The sequence below is a fragment of the Salipiger abyssi genome, assembly GCF_017311415.1.
Lineage (GTDB): Bacteria > Pseudomonadota > Alphaproteobacteria > Rhodobacterales > Rhodobacteraceae > Salipiger > Salipiger abyssi_A.
Genome location: NZ_JAEKIS010000011.1, coordinates 90957 through 109144, shown reverse-complemented (window position 1 = coordinate 109144; position 18188 = coordinate 90957). Strand labels below are relative to the sequence as shown.

17 protein-coding genes are annotated in these 18188 nt (G+C 66.1%); 8 read left to right on the top strand and 9 right to left on the bottom strand.

Annotated elements, in window-relative coordinates:
- Window positions 1-30: 30 nt before the first annotated feature.
- Both I6N89_RS15890 and I6N89_RS15885 read right to left on the bottom strand, forming a co-directional pair.
- Window positions 31-2529 (bottom strand): cation:proton antiporter, encoded by a 2499-nt coding sequence (locus tag I6N89_RS15890; protein ID WP_207019397.1) that lies wholly within the window; start codon window positions 2527-2529, stop codon window positions 31-33.
- A 113-nt stretch (window positions 2530-2642) separates the two neighbouring features.
- Entirely contained in the window at window positions 2643-3863 is a 1221-nt protein-coding gene (locus I6N89_RS15885; RefSeq protein ID WP_207019396.1) for a GTP-binding protein, read from the bottom strand.
- A 189-nt stretch (window positions 3864-4052) separates the two neighbouring features.
- Between I6N89_RS15885 and I6N89_RS15880 the strand changes: the two genes are divergently transcribed.
- Both I6N89_RS15880 and I6N89_RS15875 read left to right on the top strand, forming a co-directional pair.
- Complete coding sequence (locus tag I6N89_RS15880; protein ID WP_207019395.1) at window positions 4053-5780, top strand: tetratricopeptide repeat protein; 1728 nt, start codon at window positions 4053-4055, stop codon at window positions 5778-5780.
- Window positions 5767-6642: a 4-(cytidine 5'-diphospho)-2-C-methyl-D-erythritol kinase gene (locus tag I6N89_RS15875; protein ID WP_207019394.1), complete on the top strand. Its 876-nt coding sequence runs from the start codon at window positions 5767-5769 to the stop codon at window positions 6640-6642. Before I6N89_RS15880 ends, I6N89_RS15875 begins: the two co-directional genes overlap by 14 nt.
- Here I6N89_RS15875 and I6N89_RS15870 read toward each other — a convergent pair.
- On the bottom strand, window positions 6636-7637 hold the full coding sequence (locus I6N89_RS15870) for a polyprenyl synthetase family protein (RefSeq protein ID WP_207019393.1): 1002 nt from the start codon (window positions 7635-7637) through the stop codon (window positions 6636-6638). The two genes, I6N89_RS15875 and I6N89_RS15870, sit on opposite strands and share 7 nt — an antisense overlap.
- A gap of 55 nt (window positions 7638-7692) precedes the next feature.
- Between I6N89_RS15870 and I6N89_RS15865 the strand changes: the two genes are divergently transcribed.
- The 3 genes from I6N89_RS15865 (at window position 7693) to I6N89_RS15855 (ending at window position 8958) form a co-directional block, all read left to right on the top strand.
- Window positions 7693-7908: a DUF2007 domain-containing protein gene (locus I6N89_RS15865; protein WP_207019392.1), complete on the top strand. Its 216-nt coding sequence runs from the start codon at window positions 7693-7695 to the stop codon at window positions 7906-7908.
- A complete protein-coding gene (locus I6N89_RS15860; protein ID WP_207019391.1) occupies window positions 7898-8671 on the top strand; it encodes a tRNA1(Val) (adenine(37)-N6)-methyltransferase in 774 nt (257 codons plus the stop codon). The genes I6N89_RS15865 and I6N89_RS15860 overlap by 11 nt, the downstream gene beginning before the upstream one ends.
- A gap of 113 nt (window positions 8672-8784) precedes the next feature.
- Window positions 8785-8958 carry a YdcH family protein gene (locus I6N89_RS15855; RefSeq protein WP_076700226.1) on the top strand — a complete coding sequence of 58 codons (174 nt, stop codon included), beginning with the start codon at window positions 8785-8787 and terminating at the stop codon, window positions 8956-8958.
- 72 nt (window positions 8959-9030) lie between these two features.
- On the opposite strand, the gene gcvA is transcribed toward I6N89_RS15855, so the two are convergent.
- From gcvA to I6N89_RS15835, 4 genes are all read right to left on the bottom strand, one after another.
- Window positions 9031-9972, bottom strand: coding sequence for a transcriptional regulator GcvA (gene gcvA / locus I6N89_RS15850; protein WP_207019390.1), 942 nt, complete (start codon window positions 9970-9972; stop codon window positions 9031-9033).
- Between the two features lie 348 nt (window positions 9973-10320).
- Window positions 10321-11043 carry an acetoacetyl-CoA reductase gene (gene phbB / locus I6N89_RS15845; protein ID WP_076700232.1) on the bottom strand — a complete coding sequence of 241 codons (723 nt, stop codon included), beginning with the start codon at window positions 11041-11043 and terminating at the stop codon, window positions 10321-10323.
- A gap of 154 nt (window positions 11044-11197) precedes the next feature.
- Window positions 11198-12373 carry an acetyl-CoA C-acetyltransferase gene (locus I6N89_RS15840; protein WP_207019389.1) on the bottom strand — a complete coding sequence of 392 codons (1176 nt, stop codon included), beginning with the start codon at window positions 12371-12373 and terminating at the stop codon, window positions 11198-11200.
- Between the two features lie 195 nt (window positions 12374-12568).
- Complete coding sequence (locus I6N89_RS15835; RefSeq protein ID WP_207019388.1) at window positions 12569-13372, bottom strand: EAL domain-containing protein; 804 nt, start codon at window positions 13370-13372, stop codon at window positions 12569-12571.
- A gap of 321 nt (window positions 13373-13693) precedes the next feature.
- On the opposite strand from I6N89_RS15835, the gene rpsD reads away from it, so the two are divergent.
- From rpsD to preA, 3 genes are all read left to right on the top strand, one after another.
- Window positions 13694-14314, top strand: coding sequence for a 30S ribosomal protein S4 (gene rpsD / locus I6N89_RS15830; RefSeq protein ID WP_076700244.1), 621 nt, complete (start codon window positions 13694-13696; stop codon window positions 14312-14314).
- 173 nt (window positions 14315-14487) lie between these two features.
- Window positions 14488-15810 carry an NAD(P)-dependent oxidoreductase gene (locus I6N89_RS15825; protein ID WP_207019387.1) on the top strand — a complete coding sequence of 441 codons (1323 nt, stop codon included), beginning with the start codon at window positions 14488-14490 and terminating at the stop codon, window positions 15808-15810.
- A gap of 104 nt (window positions 15811-15914) precedes the next feature.
- On the top strand, window positions 15915-17219 hold the full coding sequence (preA, locus tag I6N89_RS15820; protein ID WP_207019386.1) for an NAD-dependent dihydropyrimidine dehydrogenase subunit PreA: 1305 nt from the start codon (window positions 15915-15917) through the stop codon (window positions 17217-17219).
- 54 nt (window positions 17220-17273) lie between these two features.
- Here preA and I6N89_RS15815 read toward each other — a convergent pair whose 3' ends face one another.
- Both I6N89_RS15815 and I6N89_RS15810 read right to left on the bottom strand, forming a co-directional pair.
- Window positions 17274-17516 carry a hypothetical protein gene (locus tag I6N89_RS15815; RefSeq protein WP_207019385.1) on the bottom strand — a complete coding sequence of 81 codons (243 nt, stop codon included), beginning with the start codon at window positions 17514-17516 and terminating at the stop codon, window positions 17274-17276.
- A 24-nt stretch (window positions 17517-17540) separates the two neighbouring features.
- The gene (locus I6N89_RS15810) at window positions 17541-18173 is read right to left on the bottom strand and encodes a TetR family transcriptional regulator C-terminal domain-containing protein (protein ID WP_207019384.1); all 633 of its coding nucleotides are present in this window, start codon (window positions 18171-18173) and stop codon (window positions 17541-17543) included.
- Between the last annotated feature and the right edge of the window lie 15 nt (window positions 18174-18188).

Genomic DNA, 18188 nt, shown 5'->3' with positions numbered 1-18188 from the left:
GCGTTCTCTTCTCGGCGCTACCCGGCGGCCTCAGGCCGTCAGGATCGTATCCGGGTCGATGCCGCGTTTCTCTGCGCTGGCTCGGACGGCTGCGCGCAGCCGGTTGCTGCGCTTGAGCAGGCGCCGGAACCGCGCCTCGTCGAGGATAAGCAATGTGCTGGGGGCGATGGCGCGTGCCTCTACCCGGCGCGGCTTGCGCGTCAGGATCGCCATCTGGCCGAACATCTCGCCGCGCCCCAGCCGCCAGACCTGACCGGCATTCTCCAGCTCCACCGCGCCGGTGGCGATGAAACAGACGCTGCGCGGCGGGCTGTCCTTGGCCATGACCACCTCACCGGCATTGGCGTAGCGCGTCGAGAGCGCCTGGGCGAGGCGCCGGATTGCGGCATCGTCCAGCCCGGCGAAGAGCGGGAACTGACGCACCAGCTCGGTACGTTGCAGCGCAAGATCGAGCCTGGGGCGTTCCTCGGCGGCGGCGCGGCGCTCGGCGATCTCCTGCATGAGCGCGGTGTGCAGCTCGTCGCCGATCAGCCCGTCCTCGCGCATGGAGGCGTATTCGCGCTCTTCCAGCCGCAGTGCTGTGCGGCGGATGAAGCGGCGCTCCAGCTCTTCGGCATAGCCGGGATATTGCAGCCGCAGCCCGTCCAGCGCCCGGGACAGCGCCTTCATGCGCTGGGTCAGCAATTCGGTCAGCAGTTCAGAGACCCGGCGGCCGTGGATACGGCGGATGCGGCCATGGATGAACCCGTCGAGATCGCGCAGGATCAGCCGCTGCGACAAAAGCTGCTCGAAACGGTCGGCGGTGAGCCGGGTCAGCGGGCCGGACAGGCCGAAACGGTTGTGCAGCCCGGCGGCGAGCCGGAAGCCGCGCCCATAGGCGACGGTGCGCCGCGCCGCGCGGCGATAGCCGGTGCGCCCGGAGGAATGCGTGGCCTCGATCAGCCGGTCGGCATCCGAGAGCAGCTGTTCGGCCAGCCGGGACGAGACCGAATGGTCGCGCACCCGGGCGATGATCGTGTCGCGCTCGGCGCCCGCCAGCGCGATCAGCCCGAGGGTGATGCGGTCGCGATCGAGGATCTCGGTGGTTTCCTCGGCCTCACGCACCGCCTCGTCGAGCCGGTCGCCAAAGCGCTTGGCCTCGCCGCGCACGATATCGCGGTTGAGCTCGTAATTCGTCGTGGTGCGGGCGACATCCTCGCGCACGGTTTGCAGCGCCACCGCCACCACCTGCCGCGACAGCGCCTGGTCGATGGGCGAGAGCTGGTCGAGCCCCAGCTTGCGGATCACCCAGCGCAGCGTCGTGCCCTGCACGATCAGCGTGAAGAGGGTGAAGCCGGTGGCGAGGATGCCCACCAGCCGCTTGACCTCCAGCGGCACGCGGAAGCTTTCGGTGACCGCCAGCGCCAGCGCCAGGGTGACGGCGCCGCGCAGCCCGCCCCAGAGGATCGCCGCGCGATAGGGGCGCTCGACCGTGGGCGACAGGCGCAGCGCGGTGAGCAGCGGCAGCACGCCGAAGAGGATCGCGGCCCGCGCCACGATGGCCGCAAGTACCACCACGCCGATCAGCACCGCGTCGCTCAGCCGGAACTCTTCGAGCAGCCGGGGGATCAGCAGGGCGGCGAGGATAAAGATCAGCGCCCCGGCCCAATGCGCCAGCAGATCCCAGATCTCGCGCAGGTTGGTCCAGGCCTGCGGCGGCAGGCGCCCGGGCCCGACGAGGTTCAGCGTCAGCCCGGCGGCCACCACCGCGATCACCCCGGAGGCGCCGACGCTCTGCTCGGCGACGATATAGGCGAGGTAGGGCAGCGCGACCGAGATCGAATGCTGCGCCAGCTCGTAGCGCGGGATCAGCCCCATCACCCGGATCGCGGCGCGCGCGATGAGCCAGCCGGTGAGCGCGCCGCCGAGGATCAGCAGCGGAAAGCGGGTGAGCGCGTCCTGCAAGGTCGGGTCCGGCAGGCCCAGCATGACAAAGCCCATGAAGAAGCCGAACAGCGCGATGGCGGCGGCGTCGTTCAGCAGGCTCTCGCCCTCGATGATCCGCGCCAGCCGCCGTGGCGCCGAGAGCGAGCGGAAGATCGAGATTACCGCCGAGGGATCGGTGGTGGAGACGATGGCGCCCACCAGAAGGCAGGCCACCAGCGGCAGGCTCGATGTCCAGGAGAGCGCAAAGCCGACGCTCAGCGTGGCGACCACCACCGCGACCACCGCCAGCACCAGGATCGGCACCCAGTCGTCTAGCATGCGGCGGATCTCCATGCCGAGCGTCGCCTGAAAGAGCAGCGTCGGCAGAAAGACGTAGAGGAACACGTTGGAGCGGATCGGCAGGCCGAGGATCGCCTCGGCCACCGGGTTCAGCGCGTCGGTGAGGGTGGTGCGCAGGAAAAAGATCGCGGCGCCGCCGATCAGCATGCCCAGCACCGCGAGGATCACGCTGTAAGGCAGCCGCAGCCGTGCCGCGAGCGGCTCGGCCAGGCCGATCACAAGGAACAGCGAGGCAATGATGGTGGTGATCAGAACGATGTCCATAACCGCGCAAATAGAGGCAAAACAGGCTTTTGCAAAAGAGGGGTTTTTGCGGCGCGGGCGGGACAGTGGCGGGAAAGCGCCCGGCGGCGGGGGCACCGCCGGGCAGGATGGCGTCAGGCGGCCTCTGCCGCGCGACGCCATGCGGGGAAGGGATCGGGCAGGGTGGCCCAGGCCTCGGGCACGAACCCGCTGCCCTCCGGCACCAGCGCCGCATCCAGCGCGGCGGTGATCGCCGTGCGGTCAAAGCCCGCGCCGATGAACACCAGTTCCTGCCGGCGGTCGCCGAAAGGCTCCTGCCAGTGCTGTTCCAGATAGGCCACGGCCTGCGGATGCTGCGGGCGGCGCGCCTCGGGCACGGTGGCCCACCATTGCCCCAGCGGGCGGACGCTCGACAGCGCGCCCGCCAGCGAGAACTCCGCCAGCCAGTCGGGCCGTGTGGCGACCCAGAAATGCCCCTTGGCACGGATCACGCCGGGCAGGGGGCCGTTCAGCACCTTGTGGATCTTCTCCGGCTCGAAGGGCCGCCGCGCCCGGTAGACGAAGGACGACACGCCGTATTCCTCGGTTTCCGGTATGTGATCGGCAAACCCGTATAGTTCCTTGGCCCAGAGCGGGTGCTCATGCGCGGTTTCGAAATCGAACAGCCCGGTGTCGAAGATCCGCTCCTGCGGCACGCGGCCGAAATCGGTCTCGACAATTTGCGCGTCGGGATTGAGCGCGGTCACGATCAGCCGCGCCGCGTTCAGCCGGTCGAGCCCGGCATCGGCGATCTTGTTGAGCACCACCACATCGGCGAATTCGATCTGGTCGACCAGCAGATCGACCAGCGTGCGGTTGTCGGCCTCGCCCAGGCTTTCGCCCCGGTCCGCGAGGAAATCGTGGCTGGAATAGTTCTCCAGCAGGTTCACCGTGTCGACCACGGTCACCATCGTGTCGAGCCGCGCCACATCCGAGAGGCTACGGCCCCATTCGTCGCGGAACTCGAAGGTGGCGGCCACCGGCAGCGGCTCGGAGATGCCGGTGGATTCGATCAGCAGGTAGTCGAAACGCTTTTCCGCGGCGAGGCGCCGGACCTCGGTCAACAGATCGTCGCGCAGGGTGCAGCAGATGCAGCCATTGGACATCTCGACCAGCTTTTCCTCGGTCTGGCTGAGATCGGCGCCGCCCTCGCGCACGAGATCGGCGTCGATATTCACCTCGGACATGTCGTTGACGATGACCGCCACCCGGCGGCCCTCGCGGTTGTTCAGCACCTCGTTCAGCAGCGTGGTCTTTCCGGCGCCGAGGAATCCGGACAGCACGGTGACCGGCAGGCGGGTATCTTTGTCGGGCATGTCACCTCCAATATGTAATGTTATAACGTACCAATACTGTGTAAGGCGCGGGCTGGGCAAGCCCGAATGTCGGGCAGGACGGAGCGGCGCGCAGAAACCTGCCGCGCTGACCGAGGCGTGATCCGCCGCCGCATTGCGCGGGCAGGCCGGGCAAGATAGGCTTTGCCGATGATAACAGGAGGCTACGGCATGGCAGGCACGGCGTTGGGAAGGCTTCGGAGCGCGGGGATCGCACTGGCGCTCGCGGCGGGTCTGGCAGGGCCTGCGGCGGCGAACAGTCTTTCGGGCGGCTATCTCGCCGCACGGCAGGCGAGCTTCCTCGGCGATTTCAAGGCGGCGGCGGAGTATTACGGTCGCGCCATCGCCTTCGATCCGGGCAATCCCGAGCTGATGGAGCGCGCCACGGTCGCCAATCTCTCGCTGGGCGATATCGATCTTGCGGTCGAACTGGCCGACCGGCTTACGGAACAGGGGATCCAGAGCCAGATCGGCCATATGGCGCAGGTCGCCGATCTCGCGCAGCGAGAGGACTATGAAGCGCTGCTGAAGCGGATCGACGACAAGAAGGCTATCGGGCCGCTGGTTGACGGTCTGGCAGGTGCCTGGGCCGAGCTTGGGCGCGGCGACATGAGCGCGGCGCTGGTCGCCTTCGACAAGGTCGGCGAGGAAAAGGGCTTTGCCGCCTTCGCTGCCTATCACAAGGCGATGGCGCTTGCCTCTGTCGGCGATTTCGAGGGCGCCGAGACGATCTTTGCCGGGCGCCAGGCGGGCAGCATGCAGCTCACGCGGCGGGCGATCATGGCGCGCTCGGAGATCCTCAGCCAGCTTGACCGGCAGGAACAGGCGGTCTCGATGATCGAAGAGGGCTTTCCGCAGCCCCGCGATCCCGGCCTTGAGGAGATGCGTCAGGCGCTCGACGATGGCGAACGCCTGCCCTTCACCTATGTGACCTCGGCCAAGGACGGCATCGCCGAGGTGTTCTATACGCTGGCCGGCGCTCTGGCCAACGAGGCCAACGACGATTTCACCCTGCTTTATTCCCGCATCGCCGAGTATCTGCGCCCCGATCATGCGGGCGCGATCCTGCTCTCGGCCAGCCTGCTGGAAAGCCTCGGGCAGTACGATCTGGCGGTGGCCACCTACAAGCGCGTGCCGCGCGACGACCCGTCCTACCATGCTGCCGAGCTGGGCCGCGCCGAGGCGCTGCGTTCGGCCGACAAGGTGGATGCGGCGGTCGAGGTGCTCGAACAGCTGGCCGACACCCACGGCGATCAGGCCACGGTGCAGTCGGCGCTGGGCGACATGATGCGGCAGCTAGAACGCTATGACGAGGCGGTTGCCGCCTATGACGCGGCGCTGGAGAGCTTCGACGGCGCGCATCCGTCGCAGTGGTTCCTTTACTATGCGCGCGGCATCTCCAAGGAGCGGCTGAAGAACTGGGACGGCGCCGAGGCCGATTTCCGCGAGGCGCTGGAACTCAACCCGGATCAGCCGCAGGTGCTGAACTATCTCGGTTATTCGCTGGTCGAGCATCACGAAAAGCTCGACGAGGCGCTGAAAATGATCGAACGCGCGGTCTCGGCGCAGCCGCAGAGCGGCTATATCGTCGATAGCCTGGGCTGGGCGCTCTACCGGCTGGGCCGCTACGAGGAGGCGGTCGTGCATATGGAGCGTGCCGCCGAGCTGATGCCGGTGGACCCTGTGGTCAACGACCATTTGGGCGATGTCTACTGGGCTGTGGGCCGCGATCTGGAGGCGGAATTCCAGTGGAAGCGGGCTTTGAGCTTTGTCGACTGGGGCGATGCCTCTGACGAGATCGACCCCGAGCGCATCCGGCACAAGCTGCGCGTCGGGCTTGACCAGGTGCTTGCCGAGGAAGGCGCGCCGCCGCTAAAGGTGGCCAATGGCGCCGATTGAGGTTTTTGCTCCGGCAAAGATCAACCTGACACTGCATGTCACCGGACGCCGGGCCGATGGCTATCACCTGCTGGATTCGCTGGTCTGCTTCGCCTCCATCGGCGACCGGCTGGTGCTGAGCGCGGGGGACGCGCTGTCGCTCGAGGTGACCGGCCCGGAAGGGGCGGGCCTGCCTGCGGGGCCGGACAATCTCGCCCTGCGTGCCGCCGCCTGCGTGGCCGGCGAGGCGGGCGCGGCGATGGTGCTGGAAAAGGCCCTGCCGGTAGCCTCCGGGATCGGCGGCGGCTCGGCGGATGCGGCGGCGGCGATGCGCGGGATGCTGCACCTGCGGGGCCGCGCGCCCGGTGCAACCGAGGCAGAGGCGGCGCTGCGGCTCGGTGCGGATGTGCCTATGTGCCTCGCGTGTCACCCGCTGCGGGCGCGCGGCATTGGTGAGCGGCTGGAGCCGGTGACGCTGCCGCAACTGCACGCGGTGCTGGCCAATCCGCGCCGTCCGGTGGCGACGCCCGACATCTTCCGTGCGCTGGAGCGCCGCGACAACCCGCCGATGCCCAACCCGCTGCCGGATCTCTCCGAGCCGGAGGCGCTGTTGAGCTTCCTTGCGGAAATGCGCAACGATCTGGAGGCGCCGGCGCGGGCGGTGGAGCCGGCGATCACGGAGGTGCTGGGCGCGCTCTCGGCGCTGCCGGGCTGCGCTCTGGCGCGGATGTCGGGATCGGGCGCCACCTGTTTCGGGCTGTTCCCGGGGCAGGCCGCCGCCGCAAGCGCCGCAGCCGCGCTGCGGCGGGCGCATCCGGACTGGTGGGTTGCGGATTGCGTGCTGGGCGATGCCTCGGACGCGGCCCGCCCGCGGGCTCAGTAGAGCCGCGCCACCACGAAATCCGCCAGTTCGATCAGCAGGTCGCGCAGCTCGCTCTCGGGCAGCACCGCCAGGGACTGCTTGGCCTTTTCCGACCAGCCGAGCGCGTCGTCGCGGGTGGCTTCCAGCGCGCCGTGGCGGTCGAGCAGCGCCAGCGCGTGCTCCAGATCGCCCTCCTGCTGGTCGCCCTTTTCGATGACCCGCATCCAGAAGGCGCGCTCTTCCTCATCGGCGGCGGCCACCGCCTTGATCACCGGCAGGGTCAGCTTGCGCTCGCGGAAATCGTCGCCGACATTCTTGCCGGTGGCGGCGCTGTCGCCCTGGTAATCGAGCAGGTCGTCGGCGATCTGGAAGGCGATCCCGAGCGCGTCGCCATAGGTGAAGAGCGCCTGCACATGCGCCTCCTCGACGCCGGCGATCACCCCGCCGACCTCGGTCGCGGCAGAGAACAGCGCCGCCGTCTTGCCGCGCACCACTTGCAGATAGATGTCTTCGCCGGTGCGCAGATCCTGCGCGGCGGTGAGCTGGAGCACCTCGCCCTCGGCAATGGTGGCGGCGGCGTTCGACAGGATGTCGAGCACCCGCAGATTGCCGGGCTCGACCATCAGCTGGAAGGCGCGCGCAAAGAGGTAATCGCCCACCAGCACGCTGGATTTGTTGTCCCAGAGCAGGTTGGCCGTGGGCCGCCCGCGCCGCTGGCTGCTTTCGTCGACCACATCGTCATGCAGCAGCGTCGCGGTGTGGATGAACTCCACCGTCGCCGCCAGATGCACATGGAAGGGGCCGTCATAGCCGCACATCCGCGCCGAGGCGAGCGTCAGCAGCGGGCGCAGGCGCTTGCCGCCGGCCTCCACCAGATGCGCGGTGACCTCCGGAATGCGCGGCGCGTGTTTCGACGCCATGCGCTCGCGGATCAGCGCATTGACGCTGGCCATATCTTCGGAAAGCAGCGCGGCAAGCCGGTCATGCGGCTTTTGGTTCGGCGTATCCAGGCCCATCAAACCCTCGGCATAAGGCTCGACAAGGCGGCAGCCCTGTCCTTACATCCCCAGTATGGAAGAGCTTTTACGCACCACCGACATCACGCTGATCCCGCTGGTCAAAACCCTCCTCGACGAGGAGGGTATAGACAGCTTCGAGCTGGACGTAAATATGAGCGTTCTCGAAGGCAGTCTGGGCATTCTGCCGCGCCGTCTCATGGTGCGGACGGACGAGATCGACGACGCCCGCCGCATCCTGCGCATGAACGGGGTGAAGTTTGAAGGCTGATCCCTTTGCCGAGGCGGCGCTGACGCGCAATGCGTTTCTCGGCGGGCGGGTGCAGCTCTGGCAGCCGCTCGAGGGCTATCGCGCGGGCATCGACCCGGTGCTGCTGGCGGCAACCGTGCCGGCGCGGGCGGGCCAGAGCGTGCTGGAGCTGGGCTGCGGCGCGGCGCCGGCGCTCTGTTGTCTGGGGGTGCGGGTGGCGGGGCTGGTGCTCACCGGGCTGGAGATCCAGCCGGCCTATGCGGCGCTGGCCCGCCGGAACCTCGCCGAGAACGCTTTGACCGGCACGGTGATCGAGGGCGATATCGCCGACCCGCCCGCCGCGCTGAAGGCGCAGCGCTTCGATCATGTCATCGCCAACCCGCCCTATTTCGAGGCTGCCAGCCGCAGCGCCGCGCCCGATGCCGGGCGCGAGACGGCGCTGGCCGGCCCGGTACCGCTTGCCGCCTGGGTGGCGCTTGCGGCCAAACGTCTCGCTCCGCGCGGCACCGCGACCTTCATCCAGCGCGCCGAGCGCCTGCCGGAGCTGATCTCTGCCATGCAGGCGGGGCTGGGATCGCTGGAGCTCTGGCCGCTGGCGCCGCGCGAGGGCCGGGCGCCTCGGCTGATTCTCGCCCGCGGGCGCAAGGGTGGCCGGGCGGCTTTTCGCCTGCATGCGCCGATACTTCTGCATGCGGGGACGGCCCATCTTGAAGATGGCGAGGACTATACCGACGTCATTCGTGCGGTGCTGCGGGAGGGCGATGCGCTCAATTTCCCGCCGTGACCGTCCAGTGCATGACGCATGGTAAGGGAATGTTGATGTCGTTTGCACCTGCGGCGTGACTTGAATCGCCGGATGTGCTGCACTGGTGGCTCAACCCAGCAAAGGAGGAAAGTATGAGCTTGAGTTCGCATCTTCAGGAACTGAAGAAGAAGCACGAGAACCTCTCGACCGCTGTGGAAGATCTGCAACGCAGTCCCAGCGCTGACGGCCTGCATGTCGCCACGCTCAAGAAGCAGAAATTGCGCCTCAAGGAAGAGATCACCCGGCTGAGCGAACAGCCGCACTGATCCGCTACTCCTCACGACCCGGGTCCGGTGGCGCATGAGGCCGCCGGCCCCTCGGAACCATCCAGCAAGAGACTAAGCCAGATCCGCGACCTGAATGACCTGCTTTGACGGCAGGGTTTCTGTGTGCGTCCGAATCTCGCTGACCAGCCAGTTGCGATAGGCAACGATGCGGGCATCGTCCTCTTTGCCCGCAGCGCAAACAAAGCGATACCGCGCCGGCGTGCCGAGCGCGGTATCGTACGGTGCGACCAGCGTGCCGGCGCTCAGCGCATGCGCCGCCAGCGACGAGCGCGTGAGGATCACGCCGGCGCCGGCAAGGGCGGCGTCGATGGCATGATCCGCCTGGCTGAACCGGGTGGGGGCGATGGCGGGCCGCTCGATGCCGCAGGCCCGGAACCACGCCGCCCAGTCCGGGCGGGGCGAGATGAAATCCGTGCTCTCCTCGGCGAGAAGCGGCGCGTGCAGCAGGCTTTCCGGCGTGGGAAAGCGCGCGGCCAGCGCCGGGGTCATCATCGGCGAGAGCCATTCCTCCATCAGATCCATCGACCAGAGCGACGGCTCGGATTCGATGCGGTAGCGGATCGCCACGTCGACCTCGTCGCGCTCGAAATCCATCATCCGGAAATTCGCCGAAAAGCGCAGCTCGATCTCGGGGTGACACTGCGCGAATTCGAACAGCCGGGGCGACAGCCATTTCGCGGTGAAGGCGGGGCCGGCGGTGACCGTCAGCACCGGCCTGTCCTGCCGCCGCCGCGCCGCGCGCCAGGCCTCTTCGAGCCGCAGGAAGGCATCGGCGCAGCCCGGCGCCAGCGCGCGCCCGGCGGCGGTCAGCTCGACCGCACGGTTCAGTCGGCGGAACAGCGGCGCGCCGAGATGCTCCTCCAGATTGCGGATCTGGAAGGAGAGCGCCGCCGGGGTGACGTTGAGCTCGCGCGCGGCCTCGGCAAAGGACATGTGGCGGGCGGCGGCGTCAAAGGCGCGCAATGCGGTGAGGGGCGGCAGCCTGTCGGGCATGGTGGGTTAAGTTTTTCTTGTGTGATGGCCGAAATAGTCTCGTTTGTGCGCATCGTGACAGAGATTTACCCTGGGGTCAGTTCAAAATTTCTGAGTCAGGAGGCTGCCATGATCGAGACCCATCGCGATCAGCGCCACCGCGATGCCTTTCGCGCGGCGCATCTGGCCCGAGGCGAAATGTTCACTGCGATCTTCCGGATGCTGCGTCCGCGCCGTCACTGACCGAAGGCTCCCCGGCCCTGCGGTCTGGCGCGACTGCGCAGCAAAACGCCCCCGAACCATATGGCTCCGGGGGCGTTTTTTTGTCGCGTGGCCCCGGCGGATCACCGCCCGGGTCGGATCCGACGATCAGACGAAGAACTGGCCGCCATTGGCCGAGATTGTCGAGCCGTTGAGGAAGGCCGCCTCATCGGCGGCCAGGAACACCACGCAGCGCGCGATTTCCTCGGGCTCGCCCAGACGACCGGTGGGGATCTGCGCGATGATCGACTCGCGGACCTTCTCCGGCACGGCCATGACCATCTCGGTGCCGATATAGCCCGGGCAGATGGCGTTGGCGGTGATGCCGTAGCGCGCGCCTTCCTGCGCCAGCGATTTCACGATGCCCAGATCGCCGGCCTTGGTCGCGGCATAGTTCACCTGCGCGAACTGGCCTTTCTGGCCGTTGATCGAGGAGATCACGATGACACGGCCGAACTTGCGCTCGCGCATGCCGGGCCAGATCGGGTGCACGGTGTTGAAGACGCCGGTGAGGTTTGTGTCGATCACCTCTTTCCACTGCTCCGGGGTCATCTTGTGGAACGGCGCGTCACGGGTGATGCCGGCATTGGCGACCACCACGTCGATCGGGCCGAGATCGGCCTCGACCTGCGCGATACCGGCCTTGGAGGCCTCGTAATCCGCCGCGTTCCATTTGTAGGTCTTGATGCCCGTGGCCTCGGTGAAGGCCGCCGCCTTCTCGTCATTGCCGGCATAGGTTGCGGCCACGTCGTAGCCTTGTGCCTTCAGCGCTTTGGAGATCGCTTCGCCGATGCCCCGCGTGCCGCCTGTGACCAGTGCAACTCTCGCCATGATATCCTCCAGTCTGGCTTGAACTCTCAGGTAAGGTTGTTACCGAAAGAAGTTTAGATGCGCAACAATGTTGCGTGAAGATTTTAAGACGACAAAAAGGCCGTCAAATGAAAAGGGGCGCCCGTGGCGCCCCTCTCCAGAAGGCTTACACGGCTCACGGACGCTCCACGCAGATGGCGACGCCCATGCCGCCGCCGATGCAGAGTGTGGCAAGGCCTTTCTTGGCGTCGCGGCGCTGCATTTCGAAGAGCAGGGTGTTCAGCACCCGGCAGCCCGACGCGCCGATCGGGTGACCGATGGCGATGGCGCCGCCGTTCACGTTCACGATGGACGGATCCCATCCCATGTCCTTGTTCACCGCGCAGGCCTGTGCGGCAAAAGCTTCGTTGGCTTCCACGAGGTCGAGATCGTCGACGCTCCAGCCAGCCTTTTCCAGCGCCTTGCGCGACGCGTAGATCGGGCCAACGCCCATGATCGACGGGTCGAGCCCGGCGGTGGCGTAGGAGGCGATGCGTGCCAGCGGGGTGATGCCGCGCTTTTCGGCATTGTCGGCGGACATCAGCAGCACGCCGGCGGCGCCGTCATTGATGCCCGAGGCGTTGGCCGCGGTCACCGTGCCGTCCTTGGTGAAGGCCGGGCGCAGCTTCTGCATGTTCTCGATAGTGGCGCCGTGACGGATGTATTCGTCCTTGTCGACGACGGTCTCGCCCTTGCGGGTCTTGATGGTGAAGGGAATCACCTCGTCGTCGAACTTTCCGGCGTTCTGCGCGGCCTCGGCCTTGTTCTGCGAGGCGAGCGCGAACTCGTCCTGCATTTCGCGGCTGATCTGCCATTTCTCGGCGACGTTCTCGGCGGTCTGGCCCATGTGATACCCGTTGAACGCGTCCCAGAGCCCGTCCTTGATCATCGTGTCGATGTATTTCACATCGCCCATCTTGTGGGCCACGCGCAGGTTCTGCGCATGCGGGGCCATCGACATATTTTCCTGGCCGCCGGCGCAGACGATGTCGGCATCGCCGAGCTGGATGTGCTGTGCCGCCAGCGCGACCGTGCGCAGGCCGGAGCCGCAGACCTGGTTGATGCCCCAGGCGGCGCTTTCCTGCGGCAGGCCGGCATTGATATGTGCCTGACGGGCCGGGTTCTGGCCCTGGGCGGCGGTCAGCACCTGCCCGAGGATGGTTTCCGAAACCTCACCCTTTTCGATGCCGGCGCGCGCGACCAGCGCTTCGAGCACGGCGGCCCCCAGATCGTGCGCCGGGGTATTGGCGAACGAGCCCCCGAAACTGCCGACGGCGGTACGGGCCGCGGATGCGATGACGACATTGGTCATGGATAACTCCTCCAAGCAGAGCGTGACTCAGGAGGCCCGGCCATCCGGCAAGACCTCCCGTTTTGATCTTGCGCTTTGTTCATAGCGTGCCGCTGCGGCATGGGACAGTGCCTGTCTGCTGAAATCGCGGGCTGATAGCGCAAATGCTAGCGCAAAAATTTCGCAGGCAGGGGAGGTTGGGGCAGATTGGCGGTGTCAGGCGCTGGCGCTGTGGTCCGACGCGGGCCGCCAGGCTGGTGTGACGGTGGGGGCCCCGAAGTAAAATCCCTGAAGGCAGTCGATCCCGATCTCGGTCAGGTACTGTGCGTCCTCCGCCCCTTCGACCGATTCGGCGACGGTAAACATGTCGAACTGTTCGGCGATGGCGGCGATGGCGCGGGTCAGTACCTGATTGTCGGGGTCGCGGGCGATGCCGTGGATGAACTGGCCGTCGATCTTGAGAATGTCGAAGTTGAAGTCCTTGAAGTGGCGCAGCGCAGTATAGCCTGCGCCGAAATCGTCCATCGCAAAGGCGATGCCCCGGCTTTGCAGGCGGAACATAAAGCTCGTGACGAGCTCGGGCACCAGCATGGCGGAGGATTCGGTGATTTCGAGAATCAACCGCTCGCCGATGGTCGGATCCGACGATAGCCCATGTTCGAGCACCTGCATCCAGTCGTGATACCCAATGGAACGCGCCGACATGTTGATCGCCAGGCGCAGCCCAGGCTCGCTCGTGAGCTCGGCCAGCCCCTTTTCCAGCGCGATGCAGTCGAGCAGGCGGCCATATTCGGTTTCCTCAACGAGGCGGATGAACTCCTCTGCCGGAACGATGCGCCCGGTTTCGTCGAGCACGCGGATCAGCCCCTCGTGATAGGCGGCGATATCGGGCTGCTGGGCCCGCACCACGGGCTGGAAGGCCAGCAGCACCTGCCCGTGCCGGATCGCCGCGCGCACCGTATCCAGCATGCCACTGTCACGCTTGGCGAGTGCCAGATCCAATGCGTTTTGTGCCTGCATGCCGCAGCCGCCCCTATCGTCGTGCCGTGCCGGGCCGCCATGGCCCCGGTGCGCGCCACTCTGCCCTGCCGGGCTTAATCGCAGGTAAATGATCGCATTTGCAGCGGATTCCGGCGTTGGCGCGGGGCGTGTTGACTCCTCCGCCAAAGCGCCTATAAGCGCGCTTTCATTGGTGTTGGTGGCCCCCGCGAGGGGATGCCCTGTCGCTCCGGCCAAATCCGGGGAGAGGACAACGCCCTTCGAAACTGCGATTGCGGCCCGGAAAACGGAACCCGGTTTTCGGACCAAGCCGCAAGGCACTTATTGTGAAGGAGATCAGCCGTGACCAAACGCACGTCTGCCAAGTACAAAATCGACCGCCGGATGGGCGAGAACATCTGGGGCCGTCCGAAATCCCCCGTCAACCGCCGCGAATACGGCCCGGGCCAGCACGGCCAGCGCCGCAAGGGCAAGCTGTCGGACTTCGGTCTTCAGCTGCGCGCCAAGCAAAAGCTCAAGGGCCATTACGGCGATCTGACCGAAAAACAGTTCCGCCGCATTTTTGCCGAAGCCGAGCGGATCCGCGGCGACACCGGTGAGCTGCTCATCGGCCTGCTCGAGCGCCGCCTGGACGCGGTCGTCTACCGCGCCAAGTTCGTGCCCACGATCTTTGCCGCCCGTCAGTTCGTGAACCACGGCCACGTGCTGGTGAACGGCAAGCGCGTCAACATCCCCTCCTACCGTGTGAAAGAGGGCGACGTGATCGAGGTCCGCGAGAAATCCAAGCAGCTCGCCTCCGTTCTGGAAGCGTCCCAGCTGCCCGAGCGCGACGTTCCCGATTACCTTGAGGTCGATCACTCCAAGATGGTCGCCACCTTCGTGCGCACCCCGGGTCTGGCCGATGTGCCTTACGCGGTTCAGATGGAACCGAACCTCGTCATCGAATTCTACGCGCAGAACTGATCCGGTTCCGCGCTTCCCTTCGGAAAGGGCCGCATCTTCGGATGCGGCCTTTTTCTTTGCCCGAATTTTGGGCGCCGCATCGTGTCGGGCCCGCGTTTCGATATTTTACCGATTGATAAAAAATTTGACCTGTGGAACGCTTTTCCCAAAGCAAAGGCAGCGGGAGGCGACCGATGGACGCAAAGGCACTGGCTCCGGGCATTCGGCCCGGGCGGTTGGACAAGGCTCTGATCGAGGCGGGGTTCGCGGATCTGCACCCGCGGCTTGACGATCACGAGGCGCTGGTGGCGGCGGATCGCTGCTATTTCTGCCATGACGCGCCCTGCACGACGGCCTGTCCCACCGAGATCGACATCCCGCTCTTTATCCGGCAGATCGCCACCGGCACGCCGGAGGCGGCGGCAAAGACGATCCTGTCGCAGAACATCCTCGGCGGCATGTGCGCCCGGGTCTGCCCGACGGAGACGCTCTGCGAAGAGGTCTGCGTGCGCGAGACCGCCGAGGGCAAGCCGGTCGAGATCGGGCGGTTGCAGCGCTATGCCACCGATACGCTGATGGCCGAGGGCGTGCATCCCTTCGAGCGCGACGCGCCGACCGGCAAGCGCATCGCCGTGGTGGGCGCGGGGCCGGCGGGGCTCTCCTGCGCTCATCGGCTGGCGATGATGGGCCACGATGTGGTGCTGATGGATGCGCGGGCGAAGCCGGGCGGGCTCAACGAATACGGCATTGCGGCGTATAAGAGTACCGAAGGCTTTGCCGCGCGCGAGGTCGACTGGCTGATGCAGATCGGCGGCATCGAGTTGAAAAGCGGTGTGGCGCTTGGGCGCGATGTCACGCTTGAGGCGCTTCAGGCGGAGTATGACGCGGTGTTCCTGGGCATGGGGCTTGGCGGGGTGAACGCGCTGGGTGTCGCGGGCGACGACAAGCAGGGTGTCGATGACGCGGTGGATTTCATCGCGGAGCTGCGCCAGGCCTCGGATCTGGCGGCGCTGCCGGTCGGGCGCGACGTTGTGGTGATCGGCGGCGGCATGACGGCGGTGGATGCCGCGGTGCAGGCGAAATTGCTGGGCGCGCTGAACGTCACAATCGTCTACCGCCGCTCGCGCGAGCGCATGGCGGCCTCGGTCTACGAGCAGGAACTGGCGGCGGCCAAGGGCGTGCGGATCATTTGTAGCGCTTCCCCGGTGGCGGTGCATGGTAACGGTACGGTGCGCGAGATCGAGTTCGAGTTCACCGGCGACGATCTGACGCCCACGGGCGAGCTTTTCCGCCTGCCCGCCGATCAGGTGTTCCGCGCCATCGGGCAGACGCTGACGGGCGACGGGCTGCCAGAGCTCGACGGGCGCAAGATCGCGGTCGACGGCACGGGCCGGACCTCGCTGCCGGGCGTCTGGGCGGGCGGCGACTGCGCGTCGGGCGGTGACGATCTGACTGTGACGGCGGTGGCCGAGGGCCGCGATGCCGCCGAGGACATTCACGCGAGCCTGATGGGCTAGGCTCACCCGTCCCGGACGTGATCCGGGACCTCGCGGCAAGACAGGAAGAGAGGCCCCGGATCAGGTCCGGGGCGCGTATCCAGCTAACCCGGAGGAGGCTTTCCATGGCCGATCTGACGAGCGATTTCATCGGGATCAAATCCCCCAACCCGTTCTGGCTGGCCTCGGCGCCGCCGACCGACAAGGAATACAATGTCCGGCGCGCCTATGAGGCGGGCTGGGGCGGCGTGGTCTGGAAGACCCTGGGCGAGGAAGGCCCGCCGGTGGTCAATGTGAACGGTCCGCGCTACGGCGCGATCTGGGGCGCTGACCGGCGCTTGCTGGGGCTCAACAATATCGAGCTGATAACCGACCGCCCGCTCGAGGTGAACCTGCGGGAGATGAAGGCGGTGAAGCGCGATTATCCCGACCGCGCGCTGATCGCCTCGATCATGGTGCCCTGCACCGAGGACGCCTGGAAGGCGATCCTGCCGCTGGTCGAAGAAACCGGCGCCGACGGAGTCGAGCTGAATTTCGGTTGCCCGCACGGGATGAGTGAGCGTGGCATGGGATCGGCGGTGGGGCAGGTGCCCGAATATATCGAGATGGTGACCCGCTGGGTGAAGCAATACACGCGCATGCCCTGCATCGTGAAGCTGACGCCGAATATCACCGATATCCGCAAGCCCGCCATGGCGGCGCATGCGGGCGGGGCGGATGCGGTGTCGCTGATCAATACGATCAACTCGATCACCTCGGTGGATCTGGATCTTTTTGCGCCGGAGCCGACAATCGACGGCAAGGGCGCGCATGGCGGCTATTGCGGCCCGGCGGTCAAGCCTATCGCATTGAACATGGTGTCGGAAATCGCCCGCTCGCCCGAGATGCGCGGCCTGCCGATCTCGGGCATCGGTGGGGTAACGACCTGGAAGGACGCTGCGGAGTTCATGGCGCTGGGCGCCGGCAATGTGCAGGTCTGTACCGCCGCCATGACCTATGGGTTCAAGGTGGTGCAGGAAATGATTTCCGGCCTGTCGCAATATCTCGACGAGAAGGAGATCGCGCTGTCGGATCTGATCGGCCGCGCGGTGCCCAATGTCAGCGACTGGCAGCATCTGAACCTGAATTATATCAGCAAGGCCAGGATCGACGAGGATCTCTGCATCAAATGCGGTCGCTGCTATGCCGCCTGCGAGGACACCTCGCACCAGGCCATCGCCATGTCCGAAGACCGCGTGTTTTCGGTCAAGGACGATGAATGCGTGGCCTGCAATCTCTGCGTCAATGTCTGCCCTATCGAGGATTGCATCACCATGGAGCGCATGGCGCCGGGTATGACCGACCCGCGCACCGGCAAGGTTGTGGAGGCGGAGCCCGCCGACTGGACGATGCATCCCAACAACCCGATGCGCCTGAACGCAGCGGAATAAGATTTTTCGTACGAAAAATCTCTGCCCAGGAAAATTCGTACGAATTTTCCTGGGCTAGCAATGGATGCGCAGGGAGCCGGCATTGCAGATGACGATATACTGATCGCCGCATTCGATCATGTGAAAGCCGCGCGATCTGACTTCCCATATAAAGGCCTCATAGCCGATCTCTCGATGCACATCGCGTTTCCGGCGCCGGACGATGCCGCCATTGCGCGCGGCCTTTGCCGAAAAGAGCTGGGTCTTCCAGGCCGGATTTACGAATGCGGGCGCCTGTAGGGACGGATCGAATTTCATCCGCCGAGACTGGCGCGATTCCGGTTAAAAGTTGGTTGATTGCGGTGCCAGAAGCTTGCGGAACATCGTTTCCACATGCGTGTTCGCGGCCGCCCAGCCCTGCGCCTCGTCGGGCACCAGCACGCGCACCTGCGCATCGAAATCGGCGTAATGCTGGGTCATGGCCCAGATCGACAGGATCAGCTGCGCCGGATCGGCGTGCGCCAGACGGCCCGCCGCGATCCAGCTCTGTATCAGCGCGCATTTCTCATCAAAGAGCGGTTTCAGATCGCTTTCGAGATGTGGCAGCATCCGTGGTGCGCCCTGGATAATCTCATTCGCGAACAGCCGGCTTTCGCGCGGGAACAGCCGGCTCATTTCCATCTTGCGGCGGATATAGTTCAGGATCTCCTCCAGAGGCTCGCCGTCGTCGCTGATCTCGGCCAGCGGCGCCAGCCATTCCTCCATCAGCGCATTCAGAAGCGCAACATGGATCGCCTCCTTGCCGTCGAAATAGTAGATGAGATTGGGCTTGGACATGCCCGCTGCATCGGCGATCTGATCCAGCGTCGCGCCGCGATAGCCGTGCTGCGAAAACACCTCCAGCGCCGCCTCCATGATCCGCTTGCGGTTGCGCAACTGGATGCGGCTGGGTTTCTTTGCGCTGCCGTCTGCCATGTCCATTCCCGTCCT

What these genes read in the sequence shown, in the direction of transcription:
- I6N89_RS15875 (WP_207019394.1), top strand. Translation starts at nt 5,767, where the DNA reads ATGGCGCCGATTGAGGTTTTTGCTCCGGCAAAGATCAACCTGACACTG.
- I6N89_RS15890 (WP_207019397.1), bottom strand. Translation starts at nt 2,529, where the DNA reads ATGGACATCGTTCTGATCACCACCATCATTGCCTCGCTGTTCCTTGTG.
- I6N89_RS15810 (WP_207019384.1), bottom strand. Translation starts at nt 18,173, where the DNA reads ATGGCAGACGGCAGCGCAAAGAAACCCAGCCGCATCCAGTTGCGCAAC.
- I6N89_RS15855 (WP_076700226.1), top strand. Translation starts at nt 8,785, where the DNA reads ATGAGCTTGAGTTCGCATCTTCAGGAACTGAAGAAGAAGCACGAGAAC.
- I6N89_RS15835 (WP_207019388.1), bottom strand. Translation starts at nt 13,372, where the DNA reads ATGCAGGCACAAAACGCATTGGATCTGGCACTCGCCAAGCGTGACAGT.
- I6N89_RS15870 (WP_207019393.1), bottom strand. Translation starts at nt 7,637, where the DNA reads ATGGGCCTGGATACGCCGAACCAAAAGCCGCATGACCGGCTTGCCGCG.
- I6N89_RS15880 (WP_207019395.1), top strand. Translation starts at nt 4,053, where the DNA reads ATGGCAGGCACGGCGTTGGGAAGGCTTCGGAGCGCGGGGATCGCACTG.
- gcvA (WP_207019390.1), bottom strand. Translation starts at nt 9,972, where the DNA reads ATGCCCGACAGGCTGCCGCCCCTCACCGCATTGCGCGCCTTTGACGCC.
- I6N89_RS15815 (WP_207019385.1), bottom strand. Translation starts at nt 17,516, where the DNA reads ATGAAATTCGATCCGTCCCTACAGGCGCCCGCATTCGTAAATCCGGCC.
- I6N89_RS15865 (WP_207019392.1), top strand. Translation starts at nt 7,693, where the DNA reads ATGGAAGAGCTTTTACGCACCACCGACATCACGCTGATCCCGCTGGTC.
- I6N89_RS15825 (WP_207019387.1), top strand. Translation starts at nt 14,488, where the DNA reads ATGGACGCAAAGGCACTGGCTCCGGGCATTCGGCCCGGGCGGTTGGAC.
- preA (WP_207019386.1), top strand. Translation starts at nt 15,915, where the DNA reads ATGGCCGATCTGACGAGCGATTTCATCGGGATCAAATCCCCCAACCCG.
- phbB (WP_076700232.1), bottom strand. Translation starts at nt 11,043, where the DNA reads ATGGCGAGAGTTGCACTGGTCACAGGCGGCACGCGGGGCATCGGCGAA.
- I6N89_RS15885 (WP_207019396.1), bottom strand. Translation starts at nt 3,863, where the DNA reads ATGCCCGACAAAGATACCCGCCTGCCGGTCACCGTGCTGTCCGGATTC.
- I6N89_RS15840 (WP_207019389.1), bottom strand. Translation starts at nt 12,373, where the DNA reads ATGACCAATGTCGTCATCGCATCCGCGGCCCGTACCGCCGTCGGCAGT.